Source organism: Marinobacter sp. JSM 1782161, assembly GCF_011421605.1.
Lineage (GTDB): Bacteria > Pseudomonadota > Gammaproteobacteria > Pseudomonadales > Oleiphilaceae > Marinobacter_A > Marinobacter_A bohaiensis.
The window spans coordinates 1,124,167-1,138,789 of sequence record NZ_WSSA01000002.1 but is presented as its reverse complement, the minus strand read 5'-3'; the positions used below and the strand labels follow the sequence as shown (position 1 = coordinate 1,138,789).

The window sequence follows — 14,623 nt, the reverse complement described above, 5'->3', positions numbered from 1 at the left end:
CACTGTGTGATCGCCTATCTTTGATGTAGGGTTCTGAAAGAAATGGATTTTTTACATTTTATTGCAACTGGCACGGCATCTGCTTGCCGTACCGCAGGCTGCCCTTTAGGGGCGTCAAGGAAATTCAAAATTCGGAGAAGTATATGAAGCGCGTACAACAGGGTTTTACTTTGATTGAATTGATGATCGTTGTTGCGATCATCGGTATTCTGGCCGCCGTTGCTATCCCGGCCTACCAGGACTACACCATCCGTTCACAGGTTTCTGAAGGTCTGAGCCTGGCCGCTGGCGCCAAAACTGCCCTGGCTGAGTTCTACAACCAGCGTGGTGAGTTCCCGAGCTCAAACGCTTCTGCAGGTCTCGCGGGTCAGTCCACCATCATCGGTACCTATGTTGAAAACGTGAACGCAGCATACGGCGGCGGCGACTACGGTCAGATCGAAATCAGATACGGTAACGACGTCAACGCCACTATTGATGACAAGACGCTGCTGATTTCTGCCGTGACTTCTGGTGGTAGCATTGCTTGGACTTGTAAGCCGGGCGGTACTGATGCCATCGACAACAAATACGTGCCGACGAGCTGCCGTAACTAATACGGTCATCGGTTGAATGAAAGCCCGCGCCAACGGCGCGGGCTTTTTTTGCGTAGTGGAGAATTATGCTGGATATAAATCGTTCACAGCTTACCGTCGGGCTTCTTTTTTTTGCGAGTCTCGGGGCTGTTTTCTTTGTTTATTCGCCCGGCTTGCATGGCCCCTTTATTTTTGATGATTACAATAACCTCAGCTTGCTGGGGGCGTTCGGCACAATCGATAACTGGCATGCATTTCTTCAATACAGCTTAAGCGGAATAGCCGGGCCAACCGGTAGGCCGCTTTCTTTAATTAGTTTTCTCATCGACGCAAATAGTTGGCCTGCTCCGGCGTACTCGTTTAAATACACCAATGTCTTGATTCATTTGTTGAATGGGGTATTAGTATTCTGGGCGTGCATTTGCTTGCTTGCTGTTGTTGGTAAGCGGGACGTGCAATCGAGTCCCCATATATATTGGGCAGCCCTAATTGCAACATTGATGTGGTTGCTTCATCCGTATTTTGTATCGACAACGCTGTACGTTGTGCAACGGATGGCGCAGTTACCGCTTTTGTTTTCATTAGTAGCAATCATTTTATACATTAAATGCCGCGCGCTGATTGGCACAGGCAACGATCGAAAGATCTATGTATTGCTAAGCCTAATTTTGCCCGCGCTGGGTATGTTAGCTGCCCTGTCGAAAGAAAATGGCGCTCTGTTGCCGGTGCTTCTATTGGTTATTGAAGCCACTATCTTTAAATCTTCTAGTTTCCAGCGGCTAAATAAATATTGGTATCTTATCTATCTAAAGCTACCGTTTGTGCTTGTTATCGTGGGGCTTGCATACTTGGCGACGAAGAATGGCTGGAACTCTAATTTCCCCATTCGAGAGTTTACCCCCGTAGAACGTCTCATGACCGAGTTTCGCGTAGTCTGGGTCTATCTATACCACCTTTTCGTTCCGCACCTTTATACAACAGGGGTCTTTCATGACACCTTTAATGCGAGCAGTGGTCTATTTTCTCCAGTTACAACCGTTATCGGGGGGGTGGGTGTCCTCATCTCCATTGTGTTGGCGCTTGTAGTTCGCTGCAAAGCACCGCTAGTGTCTCTTGCTATTCTGTTCTTCTTTGCCAGTCAGCTCGTTGAATCCACGACAGTCGGATTGGAGTTGATGTTTGAGCATCGAACCTATTTGGGCAGTGTGTTTTTATTCCTACCTCTAACTTACTATGGGTTTAGATTCTTACGTCCTTTAATCTCTGGGGCGGTTTTTTCTTCTATCCTCCTTCTTCTTGCTGCATTTTGTTGGTACGGTGCGACACTGTGGTCCAGTTACCCTTCAATGGCAATGGTTTGGGCGACAAAGATGCCGGATTCCCCTAGAGCGCAAGTAGAGGCGGCAAAGATGTTATACGATGCTGGCCAGGGAGAGGCGTCTCTCAATTTGCTTGAGGATGCGGTTAATAGAATTAGTGACGATCTCTTTCTTGATACTACTTATACTCTTGTCAAATGTCGTGTGAGTCGAGTTACTGATCAACAAAAAAGTAAGTTGTTATCGTTGGCCGAGACTGAGTTGTATCGACCGACATACTTTAATTTGCTTCAAAATGTAGAGAGTTGGTCGTCTAAATCAGACTGCCAAGGATTAGATAGTCGCTTTGTTATAGATTATGTCGATGCTCTCTTGGAACAACCTAGAAATAATGTGCCAGCCTCTCAGGCCTATGCTCAGCTGTACTATATTAAGGGTGTATCTCAGATTAAAGGTGGGGAATTGCAGCTAGCAATGGCTAGCTTTGAACGCTCCCTTTCAAGCCGCTCTGATCCCCAGAAGCTGATGAATATGGCTGCTTATTTGGCGACCAATAAGGTGTACGATCAGTCCTTGGATTATGCGCTAAAAGCCCGAGAACAAGTTCTCTCTGGTGGTTTGAGAGGGCGTGCGTTGGCCGAGGCTCCGCGGCTGACGGATATTAATGAGTTTATTGCCACGGTTAGAAGTGAGTCCGCGAATCATGAATAAGGTTTCAGTTGTAATACCTGCAAAGAATGAGGCGGATACCATTGGTTCCGTGGTATCTCGCTTAAATGTCATCAGTGACATTGTTGAGATCCTGGTGGTAGACGATGGTTCTACTGACGAGACTCCAATGCTCGCAGCGCAAGCTGGAGCGAAGGTTATCTCCCATCCTTACTCCTTGGGAAATGGAGCGGCGATCAAGACGGGGGCTCGCGCCGCTGTTGGTGAGATTGTCGTATTTATGGATGCTGATGGTCAGCACGACCCGGCAGAGATTCCTCGGCTGATACGTAAATTAGACGAGGGTTTCGACATGGTAGTTGGGGCTCGTTCAAAGAAAGGCCAGGCGAGCGTAGGTCGAGGCATGGCGAACAGGTTCTATAACAGGCTTGCAAGTTACGTGACCGGGCAGAAAATTGAGGATCTTACATCCGGATTCAGAGTAGCACGACTAAAGCGTTTTCGGGAATTCATTACGTTGCTTCCGAACGGGTTTTCGTATCCTACAACGAGCACGATGGCTTTCTTCAGGGCTGGTTACGCAGTCGCTTATGAGCCTATCGATGTAAAGCGTAGAGAGGGAAAGAGCCATATCAATATTATAAAGGACGGACTGCGCTTTCTTTTAATTATATTCAAGGTAGGAACGCTTTATTCGCCCTTGAAGCTCTTTACTCCTGCCAGCTTTCTTTTTTTCTTTCTGGGGTGTGGTTACTACATGTTCACCCTGATAAGTCAGGGGCGTTTTACTAATATGAGTGCTCTTCTATTTAGTACCTCGATCATTATCTTCTTTATGGGCCTGGTCTCCGAACAAATAACTCAATTGATGTACAAGGACTCCTCTTCCAGTGATCGCGAGGAAGGCGGGCTCTAGATGAAGATTCTTATAGATGTTTGCCATCCCGCCCATGCGCACTTTTTTCGAAATCCGATCAAAAGGCTGGCTCAAAATGGTCATGATGTGGTGGTGACTAGTAGAAATAAAGAGGTTACATCACAGCTGTTAGATCGTATGGGGATTACACATGCCGACTTGCTAGATGGAAAAGCCGGGAAAGGAGTTTTGGGTTTACTCAAAGAGTTGGTTCGGCGCAATTATTCATTGTTCAAGCTGGTCCTTCAAGAAAAGCCTGATGTAATGGTGGCAATTGGGGGGATATTCATTGCGCAAGTGGGTTTTTTTACGCGAACTCGTTCTGTTGTTTTTTACGACACAGAAAATGCGGTGCTTCAGAATTTTCTAACTTACCCGTTCGCTTCGGCTGTATATGTGCCTGAATGTTATGAATCTTGGCTGCCCTCAACGGCTACCCGTTATAGAGGGTATCACGAGCTGTCTTACCTGCATCCGCATTATTTTACGGCGAATCGCGATATAGCGATTGAAAATGGGCTATCTGCCGTTGGTGATACCTATTTTATTCGCGTTGTTTCTTGGCAAGCCAATCACGATATTGGTGAAAGCGGATGGTCCTTGGATTTATTGACGCGCGTTGCTGAGTACTTGTCTCAGTTTGGGAAGGTTCTTATCTCTTCAGAAGATCGGTTGCCTCCTGAGTTGATGGGGATGAGTTACACTGGCGACGTCGAGAACATTCATCATGTGCTTGGTCTCTGTCGCCTCTATGTAGGTGAAAGCGCAACAATGGCTTCCGAGTCCGTTACTATGGGTGTGCCGGCTATATATGCTGCTAATACTGGGCGTGGCTACTGTAATGAGCAAGAAGAAAAATATCGACTGCTAAAGAATGTATTTCATCTCGACTTCCAAAAGATAAAAGATGCAGTTGACGAGATGAGGCTTTTGTCAAAAGGGGAGGTCAAATCTTTACACGGTACTCTGATCGAAAGCACTATTGATGTTTCCGAATATGTAGTAAGCGTACTCGAAAAATCGAGCTAGTCGTCTTGCGATAAGTCCTTTAGTATCTGTCGTAGACGGTCTTTGATTGCATCATCACCATATATTTTTCGGCTACTCGCAATGATGGAGTTTTTCGTGGGTAGAACTTTTGAGCGGATGTCGCACCAATCGGAGATGAGATAAAGTCCTGTTGTATTTGCATCGAACTCTTCAAACATGCGTCGTGATTTTGTGAAAGTTGGTTTTCCCAGCGATAGCCCAAGTAGTATCCCTCCGCTAATAATTGAAGTATTGCCATCATTGGGGATGATAACGCCTTTGCTGAAGCTGATCCGTTCAGCTAATTCTTGATCGCTCAGGTAAGTGTTTTCTAAGGATATATTGTCGAGGTTTTGGCAGAGTCTAAATATAGTCTTGTAATAGTTGGCAGAAAACTCTCCCGAAATAACCAGTTTCATGTTTTTCGGCCAATCGCGGATTAGTCTATCAATGTTCTTGTAGGGCATCATCCTGCCGAAGCAAATATAGTAATCTCCACTGGAACTGGCTCTCATCGTTTGCTTTATCACAGGAAGGGGATGTGGAACGTACCTAAGCGAAAAGTCTGATGAATGTTTCTTTCCATGGCAAATAACGGCATCGGCATTTCTTTCTACGAAGTTTTGGCAAGCCCTCGCTATATCTTTATTGATGCGCCCCGAGGAGTGCGGGTAAATGTTATGTTTTACCCAAATTAATTTTGCGTTTCTCATTTTTATTATTTTTACAAATAGGATTGTAGCAACGAGTCCTGGAATTGAGCCTATAACGGCAAGATTCTCGATCCAGTTTAAGAAAAATATAGTTCCTGTTCTCGATGGTAAGATGATACTTCTTAAAGACAAAGGTCTTGGCTCTACCTTTCCAGCTGCCGCAAAAAGCGCAAGCATTCTTTCTAAATATGGGTTTTTCGACTGTCGGGGGTAGAATGTCAGCCTTGATCTATCGCTTTTTTTCATCGCTGAGTCTTTTTTGCAGGTTGTTGATTGCGTTTTTCAGGGTAGAGATATCTTCGTCGGAAAGGTTGGGTTGCGCTGCATTGATTGATGAGTTGTTCAGGTTGTTAAGTTTCCAACTTTCCCATTTATGAACGACGCGCTTCGCAGACTCCTTTATCGCATCATTGTCGAGTGAAAGGGTTATTCCAAGATAGCTCTCGATTTTTTCAATTTCGTCATGCCGAGTTTTTGAAGATACGAGACGGTCATAATCAACGATTATGCCGTTGACCTCTTTGCAGCGTTCTTGGGCTATCGACGTGTCTCTAACCCATCGTCCGAATGAACCAATGATATCCGTCTCATCTCCGCTTTTTCTCCAGTTCTTGGCTGCTTTCTGATAAGATGCTGCGGTACCGAGTGCGGAGCGTGTTACAAATACAAACTTTGCATTTTCCAGTTTTGACTGTATTAATTTTATCGCGTGAAGATGTGCTGGCGTCTTTTCGGCGTACTGCGATTTTCCGTTGCTCAAAGCTATCCTGGAGAGTGTGCTATGCAGCTTCTCGCATGCGGAAGTTTCATCAGCGAAAAAACCAGTATATCTTCCTGTCGCTTTTTTGAAACTGAGATTTCCTATTACATTAGATACTATAATGTCGAAGACACTTGGATTTGGTTTTCTTAGAAAACGAATCCCTGAAAAAAAGTGGGTTTCTGGAGGTGTGTAGATTTCTCTCGAAGTGCCGATAAGCGACTGTACCAGAGTAGTGCCGCTTCTGGGGCATCCCACGATAAAAACGGGTTGCATTTCCTGTAACCTTTGATGGTTGGCTGCAAGATAGTATGTTATAGAGTCTCGCATAGTGTGTCTATACGATCTTGTCGGCTTGGTGCTGGTGAGTAGAGTGATTGCTAGTGTGATACTAGATAAGTGTGGTGATTTATTTTGAATGCGTTGGATTCTATTTCAGTGCGAACGCTGCTTACTGGTGCGGGGGTGGCGTTGATTGCACGTATTATGGCTGCTGTCGCCACTTTTCTGATTGCTGTCTTGATTTCGAACTCTATGCCGCTAACTGAATCGGGATTATTCTTCTTGGGTTTGGCCATTTGTTCCCTTGGGGTGGTAATTGGAAAGCTTGGATTTGATCATTCTATTGTAAGGGTTGTGGCGGCGGAGGCGGATCAGGGAGGGCGTGGAGCGGTTTGGCGCGTGTATCGTCAAGCCCTGGCGAGGGTTGCGCTCTTTTCGTTTTTGTTGCTCGCTTTAATTTCTGGCGCGCTTTTCTCTGCAGTCTATGTTTTTTCGCTTCCAAAGACTTACGCGTTCGTTTTATCAGTTATGTCCGTCGGGATCCCGTTGTTGGCATTAACGCATGTTCAGGCGGAGGTTATGAGGGGCGTTGGTGCGATTGGTTGGTCATCTTTTTTTCTAATGACTTTTGTTCCTACAGTTTTTGTTTTTTCGCTGATGTATGTTGACGATAATTCCGCCCTCAAGGCGGCGGTAATTTATGTATTGAGTTGCTTATTGGCCTTGGTTGTTTCATATATATTCGTGCGGCGTTGCCTGGCAGGCGTGCCAGAAAAGAAGGCCTCTTTTTTGAATGGTGGTGTCCGTCTGTTCTCGGCTTCATTGTGGTTGGTGTCTTTTTTATCGGCTTTCAATCAGTCGATAGCGCAGTTGATGTTAGGAGTCTTTGGTCTTGTTGATCAAGTGGCTTTCTTTTCCGCTTCCCAGCGTGTCGCTGTGGTTATAGGGTTCTGTTTAATGGCGTTTAATGCTGTTTTGGGGCCTAAGTTTGCTCGCCTATACCATGACGGTCGTTTTGAGGACGTCGCTCGGCTGACTCGTTATTCATTGATTTCGTTGTGGATCTTTGGTTTTCCTATTTTCATTATAGTGTTTTCTTTTTCCAAGGAAATTCTTGGCTTCTTTGGCAATCAATTTGTTGGAGCGCATGATGTGTTGATTATATTGGCTTTCGGTCAGTTGGTTAATCTCGTGACCGGACCAGTGGGAACACTTCTTGTAATGAGTGGCAATGAGTCGTTAATGCGGCTGTCCCTTGTTCTTTCTGTTTTGCTAAATTGTGCTTGCAGTTTGTTGCTTGTGCCGTTCTTTTCAGTGGTGGGAACGGCTGTGGCGGCACTATTTGGGGTGTTGCTCCAGAACTGCCTGGGTGTGATGTTTGTGGCCAAGCGCTTAAATATTAACGTATTCAAAGTTTGGGTCTGATGTATTAGTTTCTTTTACGGCTGACGAAATGTGGCACTTTTGGCCCTATGTCGCCATCCGACAAGTGTTTCGGAGTGTAACTCATTGTTTGATAGCTATTTTTGGGGTGGCGTACATCTTGCTTTCTGCTCGATTAGGTAATTAGGGAGAAGAAGATGAAGCACTCCAGAGGTTTTACGTTAGTTGAGTTAATGATCGTTGTTGCGATCATTGGAATATTGGCAGCAGTTGCAATCCCTGCCTACCAAAACTATACAGCTCGAGCGCAGATCGGTGAAGCCATCTCAGTATCTGAAGGCTTGAGAAAAGGCATTATTGCGACTATTTATATGGAAAATGGCGACTTTAACGGAATTGATAGTGGTACCCATGGCCTACCAGCTGCGAATTTGGTGGTTGGCGAATATGTGAGTTCTACTAAAGTCGAAGATGGCGTTGTTACCGTGAACATTGGAAATAAGGCCTCCAAGTTGATAGCTGGCGAGAGATTAATCTTCTCGGCGATCACAAGTGCCGGCACTATAACTTGGGACTGTACGTTTTCCGGATCACCACTGTACGTTCCGGCTAGTTGTCGATGAGTCTCTCAAGTGGTTTGACTGGGGAAGGTGAAGTAACCAGTACCATGATTTCACTCTCTAGCCGGTATTTTGGCTTCCCAGCTGTGGTTTCATGGCGACTACTCCTAGTATTGTTCTATCCTCTAAGGTTTGGGTTAGCTTCGATTAGATTGCATCATCGGGCAAAGTCGGGTAGTGCATATAAACTTCCTATTGTAAGGCTGTTAGCTGGCGCCAATTTTGTTATGGGTTCGAGGAAGCTAGAATTGAAGTGGTCCCGGTATGGTATTTCGAGTCTCGTCGTTATGAGCAGTTGCTATGGGGGTTTCCAGAGGATCGTTGAGAGGGTACCGAGTTGACCGAAGATATAGTTTGGCATCATCACAAAGTGTCCCGGGCCGAACGCGCGTCCTCAAAAAAACAGAAGCCTTGTTTGTTGTGGTTTACAGGTCTAAGTGGCTCAGGGAAGTCAACCGTAGCCAATGCCTTGGATGTTGCTCTATTCGAGAGGGGGTATCACACCTTTCTTTTGGACGGCGATAACGTTCGTCACGGGCTTTGCAAGGATCTCGGGTTTTCTGACAAGGATCGTGAGGAGAACATTCGGCGCATTGGCGAAGTTAGTAAGCTGTTTACAGATGCGGGCCTCATTGTGATCAGCGCGTTCATTTCTCCGTTTAATGCTGATCGCAGGATGGTTCGCAAGTTATTCCCCGCAGGTGAATTCATTGAGGTTTTTATGGATACACCAATACAAGCCTGTGAACAGCGAGACCCGAAAGGTCTCTACGAGAAAGCCAGGCGGGGAGATATCAAAAACTTTACGGGAATAGATTCGCCATACGAGGCACCAGAGCGCCCCGAAGTGAGAATTGATTCGTCAACCAGCAGCGTTGAGCAATGTGTTGATGCCCTAATTGCGTATCTAGTGCACCGGGAGCTGATCTCTTGAGATGCTTGCCTGAGGGCGTTGATCGGATATGACGTGGGAAGCCATTACGACGATATCGACCCTTGCTTGTGTGTTGCTGGCGCTGGCGTTGACGCGGGTATCAGCTGATCTCATTCTGATGGCGGCTTTGGCTTTGCTGCTTGTGACCGGCATTCTGTCGCCGCAGGAGGCGCTCGGAGGCTTCTCGAACCCCGGGTTCATTACCGTTGCGGTGTTGTATGTTGTAGCCGCCGGCCTTAAGGAAACTGGTGCTGTTCAGTGGATTGCCAGAATCCTTCTGGGGCACCCCAAAAATGAAAGGCTGGTGCGTTTGAGGTTGATCGTTCCGACGGGATTGCTCAGCGCATTTATGAATAACACGGCTGTAGTGGCCATGTTTATTCCGGCAGTCCAGGATTGGGCGCAGCGTCTAGGGGTTTCCACATCGAAGTTGCTCTTACCACTGAGTTACGCCGCTATTCTCGGTGGTGCATGTACCTTAATTGGTACAAGCACAAACCTTGTTGTTGACGGACTTTTGCAGAGTCACCTCGATATCCATTTGGGTATTTTTGATGTGGCGGTGGTCGGTGTTCCGCTTTTTGGGGTAGGGCTTTTTTATCTTGTCATATTTGGCAACCGTTTATTGCCTGACCGTGGGGGGGTAAGCGAAGAGCTCAGAGAAGTCCGCGAATATGGTGTTGAAGTTGAGGTCCTTGAAAAAGGCCCGATTGTCGGAAAAACCATTGCAGAAGCCGGATTGAGAGCGCTCGCTTATGGTTATCTGGCTGAAATAGACCGGAGCGGACGTTTGCTGACAGCGGTGGAGCCTGGTCGAACATTGCAGGCAGGCGATCGTCTTTATTTTGTCGGCGCGCCAGAGTGTGCTGCTGAGCTCAGGCGTATCCGTGGGCTGAAGCCGGCGGAGGCTGGCGTTCATAAGCTTGATTTTGCGAACCATCAGCGCTGTTTGGTTGAGGTTGTTCTTGGGCCTGAATTTCCAGCCGTCGGCAAGACGATTCGGGATAGTCGCTTCAGAACTCGTTTTAATGCCGTCGTCTTGTCAGTCTCCCGCGAGGGAAGGCGTGTTCTCGGAAAGCTTGGAGATATCGAATTTCGAGTGGGCGATACGCTTCTGTTGGAAGCTAGTCATGAGTTTGTTGAGCAGTACCGTTTTCGTCGCGATTTCCTGCTTGTAAGCGCCCTGAACGATTCGACGCCGCCTGACTTTCGTAAAGCGCCTGTCGCACTGGGAGTGCTGGCGTTGATGGTGCTGGCAAGCGCGTCCGGCTTTCTTTCTATTATGGAAGCTGCCTTTTTGGCTGCCGGTGGAATGGTGGTAACTGGGTGTCTCACCGCCAGTCGGGCACGGAGAAGCCTTGATTTGCCGGTATTGACGGTCATTGCTGCTTCATTTGCCTTGGGTAGTGCCATGACCGTAACAGGCGTGGCTAACTTGCTGGTGGAAAACGCGCTTGCCAGTGCGTCCGTGTCGCCCTGGGTTGCATTGGCTGTGGTCTATGTTCTGACGGTGTGTTTTACCGAGCTGATTACGAATAACGCCGCGGCAGTGCTCATGTTTCCGATCGCGCTCGCAGTATCTAGTCAGCTCAACGTCAGTGTACTTCCGTTTGCGATGGCTGTGATGTTTGCCGCGTCAGCATCTTTTATTACTCCGCTTGGATATCAGACTAATCTCATGGTATATGGGCCGGGGCGTTATCGCTTCTCGGACTACCTGAGAATTGGCTTGCCGTTGAGTGTAGTGATTGGCGTCGTAGCCGTGGCGCTGATTCCTCGGGTTTGGTCGTTTTAGGTATTGAGTACGACTGGCTATTTTCTGGCCAATTGTTAATGGCGTCGCTACGCGGTTTAGTGCTCTGATAGAGCTGTCTGGCGCGGTTTTGGTCTTGGGGTTAGGGCGCTGCTCCCGAGCCTGAATCGGAAATGCTAGCGCTTAGTTTTGCCGTTTCGATGGATCGGAGTGTTGGTTTTTTCTTTTTCTATCTGGGTTTATAGTGCTTGATCATGGATCCACTGTCAGGATGAGACTTATATGAAGGGCTTGTTTTCGCGCCTAAAACAATGGCTTTTTGAGTTGCCGCGTCCCTACAAGCGCTTGGTTTCTGTCGTTTCTGATCTCTTTTTTGTCTCTCTTGCCCTATGGTCATCGTACGCTTTGAGATTTGAGGATCTGAGTTGGTTACCTGATGGTCGTCAATATCTCGCGTTCGCGGCGACCGCATGCATCACCATTTTTGCATTTATACGTTTGGGCCTTTATCGGGCCGTCATACGCTATATCGGTGAAAAGGTTTTAATGGTGATGCTTTTGGGCGTGGTCATCTCTGCCATGTCATTGGTTTTTACCGGATATGGATTTCGCGCGATGGTCCCCCGTTCCGTGCCGGTGATTTATGGTGCTCTGCTCTTCGTTTTGATCGCTGGTAGCCGCTTTAGCGTTAGAGCACTTATTAATCGCTCTCGAGAGAAAACGAAAGGCCGTGTACTGATTGTCGGCACTGGCCCCAAGGCATTGCAGCTTCATCATGCTCTCCTTCAGGGTACGGAGTACCGCCCTATGGGGTTTGTATCGCTTGATGGGCAAAAGCACAAGACGCAAATTTCGGGTATGCAGGTCTATGGCGTAGGGCATATTCGAAAAGCGGTTCGTGAGCAGGGGGTTCAACGGGTATTTTTGGCGCTGGAGGATGATGGGCCTATTAGTCGGGGTAAGCTGATTACATCGCTTGAAGAGCTATCAGTCCCGGTTCAGACCGTACCATCAATGTCGGAGTTGGTTGCCGGTCAGGCACGAATTAATGATGTCCGCGATCTTGATATCGCCGATCTCTTAGGTCGTGACCCTGTAAAACCCAATGACGCGGTTGTAGCGAGCAGTATCGACAATAAAGTGGTCATGATCACCGGTGCCGGAGGGTCGATAGGCTCAGAGTTGTGTCGTCAGATTATTCGTAATCGTCCGGCCAGCATTGTGATGTTGGAGCAATCCGAGTTCGCACTCTATGACATAGATCGAGAGCTGCGCTCGATCAACCAGGTCGAGCATCTGGGCGTGGATATTTACCCGTTGCTTGGAAGCGTCGTTCATAGAAGGCGAAACGAAGCTATTATGCGTAGTTTCGGGGTCCACATTGTGTATCACGCCGCGGCCTACAAACATGTACCTTTGGTAGAGCACAACGTCGTCGAAGGGGTCCAGAACAACGTTATCGGTACCTGGCGGTGCGCTGAGGCAGCCGTCGCCGCAAGCGTAGAGAGATTCGTGTTGGTTTCCACAGACAAGGCGGTACGCCCGACCAACATAATGGGCGGTAGCAAAAGGCTTGCTGAGCTGGTGTTGCAGGGAATGGCTCAGCGTCAAACAGATACCGTATTCTCCATGGTTCGCTTTGGTAACGTGTTGGGATCGTCAGGTTCTGTTGTACCGCTTTTTCGTGACCAGATCAGGGATGGTGGTCCAGTAACGGTGACGCACCCTGAGATCACCCGATACTTCATGACGATTCCCGAGGCAAGTCAGCTGGTGCTCCAGGCCGGTGCGATGGGGAAGGGCGGGGACGTTTTCGTACTTGATATGGGCGAGCCGGTGAAGATATCGAGCCTGGCACGGAAAATGGTGCGATTGATGGGGTTGACTGAAAAAACGGAAGCCAACCCTCATGGTGATGTTGCAATCGTCTTTACTGGTCTCCGACCTGGCGAGAAACTATACGAGGAATTGTTGATTGGCGACTCTCCCATGGCGACTGTGCACCCGAGAATTATGATGGCGAGAGAGCATGCACTCCCATGGCCTGACATGAAATCCCTTCTTGAGGCGCTTGAGAGTGCTAGCCAGCGGTTTGACTGCGACAAGATTGTCCAGATTCTCCATTCTGCGCCAACAGGGTATCAGCCAAACGGTGCATTGGAGGACACGCTTTGGTGTCGTAGAGCGCTGGAGCCAGAGGAAACAACAATGCAGGCTAATGTGCGCCGCCTACCTATCTAGCTCAACCGTTTATTCTGTGTGTCCCGGCCTGCTGTGACGGTTATTCGTGCCCGGTCGGCCTCGCAGATCCTGAGTGCTTCATGTGGTATAGTCCGCCGCTGTTTTTCCGTCAGGAAATGTTTACAGTTGGAATGTCGCATCCGTGGCCCGTCAGGCAGGATCTGCAAGAGAGAGTAAATGAAGACGCTCAGTGTTTTTGGTACGCGCCCTGAAGCGATAAAAATGGCACCACTTGTCCGGGCTCTAGCTGACGACCCCCGATTTGATTCGCGTATTTGTGTGACCGGGCAGCATAGAGCAATGCTGGATCAGGTTCTGGGACTCTATGGCATTAAACCTGATCACGATCTTGACGTCATGGTTCCTGGGCAGGATCTGGCTGATGTCACAGCGTCTGTATTGGTTGGGTTGAAAGCTGTGTTGTCTGTCGAGCAACCGGATATAGTGCTGGTCCACGGCGATACTACGACGACTATGGCGGCATCACTTGCAGCGTACTACCAGCAGATCCCTGTCGCGCATGTGGAAGCGGGCCTAAGAACGGGCGATTTATACGCGCCGTGGCCTGAAGAGGCAAACCGGAAGATTACTGGTTCATTAGCGTCTCTGCATTTCGCGCCGACATCGCAGGCCGCCTCTAACTTACGTCAAGAAGGTGTCGATAAAGCAGACATCGTTATTACGGGCAACACGGTGATTGATGCGCTGCTCGACATGTCCTCGAAGCTGGAGGCCGATGGAGATTTGCATCGGGAATGTGAGGATGAGTATCCCTTTTTGCGCAACGATGCGCGAATGATACTGATTACCGGGCACCGGCGTGAAAATTTCGGTGACGGTTTTAAGTCCATATGTAAGGCTGTCAGGCGTATTGCCCTGGAAAATCCGGGTGTCGATCTCCTATACCCAGTTCATTTGAACCCTCGTGTCAGAGAGCCGGTGCTCCGATATCTGGAGGGCCTGCCGAATGCCCATCTGATTGAACCGGTTGGTTATACGCCTTTCGTCTATCTGATGAAGCGCGCCGCCATCATCTTGACGGACTCCGGCGGAATCCAGGAAGAGGCGCCTTCTCTCGGAAAGCCGGTTCTGGTTATGCGCAAGAATACGGAACGCCCTGAGGCTGTCAGTGCGGGAACGGTTAAACTCGTTGGCACAGACGCCGATAAAATCGTTGCCGAAGTCTCAATGCTACTGAGTGATTCAGCTGCCTACCGGGCCATGAGCTTGGCGCACAACCCTTATGGAGATGGTCATGCATGTGGGCGAATCGCGAACGCGATCATCGAGTGGGGTAAGGCACGAAAGGGCCGCGAACTATAGAATGGGGCGCCATTATGCCGGGCGTCGCTGAACAAACTGTATGCTGGACACAAAATGTTGCTGATTTCAATGCCGTGGCGCCGCGACGCTGAATACAAAGAGCGGC

The 14,623-nt window shown here is 48.4% G+C and carries 12 protein-coding genes; 10 read left to right on the top strand and 2 right to left on the bottom strand.

Annotation, left to right across the window (positions count from 1 at the left end; all coding sequences use genetic code 11):
- Positions 1-143: 143 nt before the first annotated feature.
- From GQB00_RS05000 to GQB00_RS04985, 4 genes are all read left to right on the top strand, one after another.
- Positions 144-596: a pilin gene (locus tag GQB00_RS05000; protein ID WP_165855409.1), complete on the top strand. Its 453-nt coding sequence runs from the start codon at positions 144-146 to the stop codon at positions 594-596.
- Between the two features lie 65 nt (positions 597-661).
- Positions 662-2,605: a tetratricopeptide repeat protein gene (locus GQB00_RS04995; RefSeq protein WP_165855408.1), complete on the top strand. Its 1,944-nt coding sequence runs from the start codon at positions 662-664 to the stop codon at positions 2,603-2,605.
- A complete protein-coding gene (locus GQB00_RS04990; RefSeq protein ID WP_207950612.1) occupies positions 2,598-3,479 on the top strand; it encodes a glycosyltransferase family 2 protein in 882 nt (293 codons plus the stop codon). The genes GQB00_RS04995 and GQB00_RS04990 overlap by 8 nt, the downstream gene beginning before the upstream one ends.
- Positions 3,480-4,508, top strand: a complete 1,029-nt coding sequence (locus GQB00_RS04985; RefSeq protein WP_165855407.1) for a DUF354 domain-containing protein — start codon at positions 3,480-3,482, stop codon at positions 4,506-4,508.
- Here the strand turns inward: GQB00_RS04985 and GQB00_RS04980 are convergent.
- Positions 4,505-5,467, bottom strand: a complete 963-nt coding sequence (locus tag GQB00_RS04980; protein ID WP_165855406.1) for a glycosyltransferase — start codon at positions 5,465-5,467, stop codon at positions 4,505-4,507. The two genes, GQB00_RS04985 and GQB00_RS04980, sit on opposite strands and share 4 nt — an antisense overlap.
- Entirely contained in the window at positions 5,451-6,257 is an 807-nt protein-coding gene (locus GQB00_RS04975; RefSeq protein ID WP_165855405.1) for a sulfotransferase family protein, read from the bottom strand. Before GQB00_RS04975 ends, GQB00_RS04980 begins: the two co-directional genes overlap by 17 nt.
- Positions 6,258-6,419: 162 nt before the next feature.
- Between GQB00_RS04975 and GQB00_RS04970 the strand changes: the two genes are divergently transcribed.
- The 6 genes from GQB00_RS04970 to wecB all read left to right on the top strand — a co-directional run bounded on the left by GQB00_RS04970 (position 6,420) and on the right by wecB (position 14,517).
- Positions 6,420-7,688, top strand: a complete 1,269-nt coding sequence (locus GQB00_RS04970) for a polysaccharide biosynthesis C-terminal domain-containing protein (protein ID WP_165855404.1) — start codon at positions 6,420-6,422, stop codon at positions 7,686-7,688.
- Positions 7,689-7,843: 155 nt separating this feature from the next.
- Positions 7,844-8,269: a pilin gene (locus GQB00_RS04965; protein WP_165855403.1), complete on the top strand. Its 426-nt coding sequence runs from the start codon at positions 7,844-7,846 to the stop codon at positions 8,267-8,269.
- A 334-nt stretch (positions 8,270-8,603) separates the two neighbouring features.
- Positions 8,604-9,200 (top strand): adenylyl-sulfate kinase, encoded by a 597-nt coding sequence (gene cysC, locus GQB00_RS04960; protein ID WP_165855402.1) that lies wholly within the window; start codon positions 8,604-8,606, stop codon positions 9,198-9,200.
- Between the two features lie 28 nt (positions 9,201-9,228).
- Positions 9,229-10,995 carry an SLC13 family permease gene (locus GQB00_RS04955; RefSeq protein ID WP_165855401.1) on the top strand — a complete coding sequence of 589 codons (1,767 nt, stop codon included), beginning with the start codon at positions 9,229-9,231 and terminating at the stop codon, positions 10,993-10,995.
- Positions 10,996-11,235: 240 nt separating this feature from the next.
- Positions 11,236-13,194, top strand: a complete 1,959-nt coding sequence (locus GQB00_RS04950; RefSeq protein WP_165855400.1) for a polysaccharide biosynthesis protein — start codon at positions 11,236-11,238, stop codon at positions 13,192-13,194.
- A 177-nt stretch (positions 13,195-13,371) separates the two neighbouring features.
- Positions 13,372-14,517, top strand: coding sequence for a non-hydrolyzing UDP-N-acetylglucosamine 2-epimerase (gene wecB, locus GQB00_RS04945; protein ID WP_165855399.1), 1,146 nt, complete (start codon positions 13,372-13,374; stop codon positions 14,515-14,517).
- The last annotated feature ends 106 nt before the right edge of the window (positions 14,518-14,623 follow it).

Bases quoted from the DNA above. Each gene is read 5' to 3' on its own strand.
- GQB00_RS04955 (WP_165855401.1), top strand. From the start codon at position 9,229: ATGACGTGGGAAGCCATTACGACGATATCGACCCTTGCTTGTGTGTTG.
- GQB00_RS05000 (WP_165855409.1), top strand. From the start codon at position 144: ATGAAGCGCGTACAACAGGGTTTTACTTTGATTGAATTGATGATCGTT.
- wecB (WP_165855399.1), top strand. From the start codon at position 13,372: ATGAAGACGCTCAGTGTTTTTGGTACGCGCCCTGAAGCGATAAAAATG.
- GQB00_RS04995 (WP_165855408.1), top strand. From the start codon at position 662: ATGCTGGATATAAATCGTTCACAGCTTACCGTCGGGCTTCTTTTTTTT.
- GQB00_RS04975 (WP_165855405.1), bottom strand. From the start codon at position 6,257: ATGCAACCCGTTTTTATCGTGGGATGCCCCAGAAGCGGCACTACTCTG.
- GQB00_RS04980 (WP_165855406.1), bottom strand. From the start codon at position 5,467: ATGAAAAAAAGCGATAGATCAAGGCTGACATTCTACCCCCGACAGTCG.
- GQB00_RS04985 (WP_165855407.1), top strand. From the start codon at position 3,480: ATGAAGATTCTTATAGATGTTTGCCATCCCGCCCATGCGCACTTTTTT.
- GQB00_RS04965 (WP_165855403.1), top strand. From the start codon at position 7,844: ATGAAGCACTCCAGAGGTTTTACGTTAGTTGAGTTAATGATCGTTGTT.
- GQB00_RS04990 (WP_207950612.1), top strand. From the start codon at position 2,598: ATGAATAAGGTTTCAGTTGTAATACCTGCAAAGAATGAGGCGGATACC.
- GQB00_RS04950 (WP_165855400.1), top strand. From the start codon at position 11,236: ATGAAGGGCTTGTTTTCGCGCCTAAAACAATGGCTTTTTGAGTTGCCG.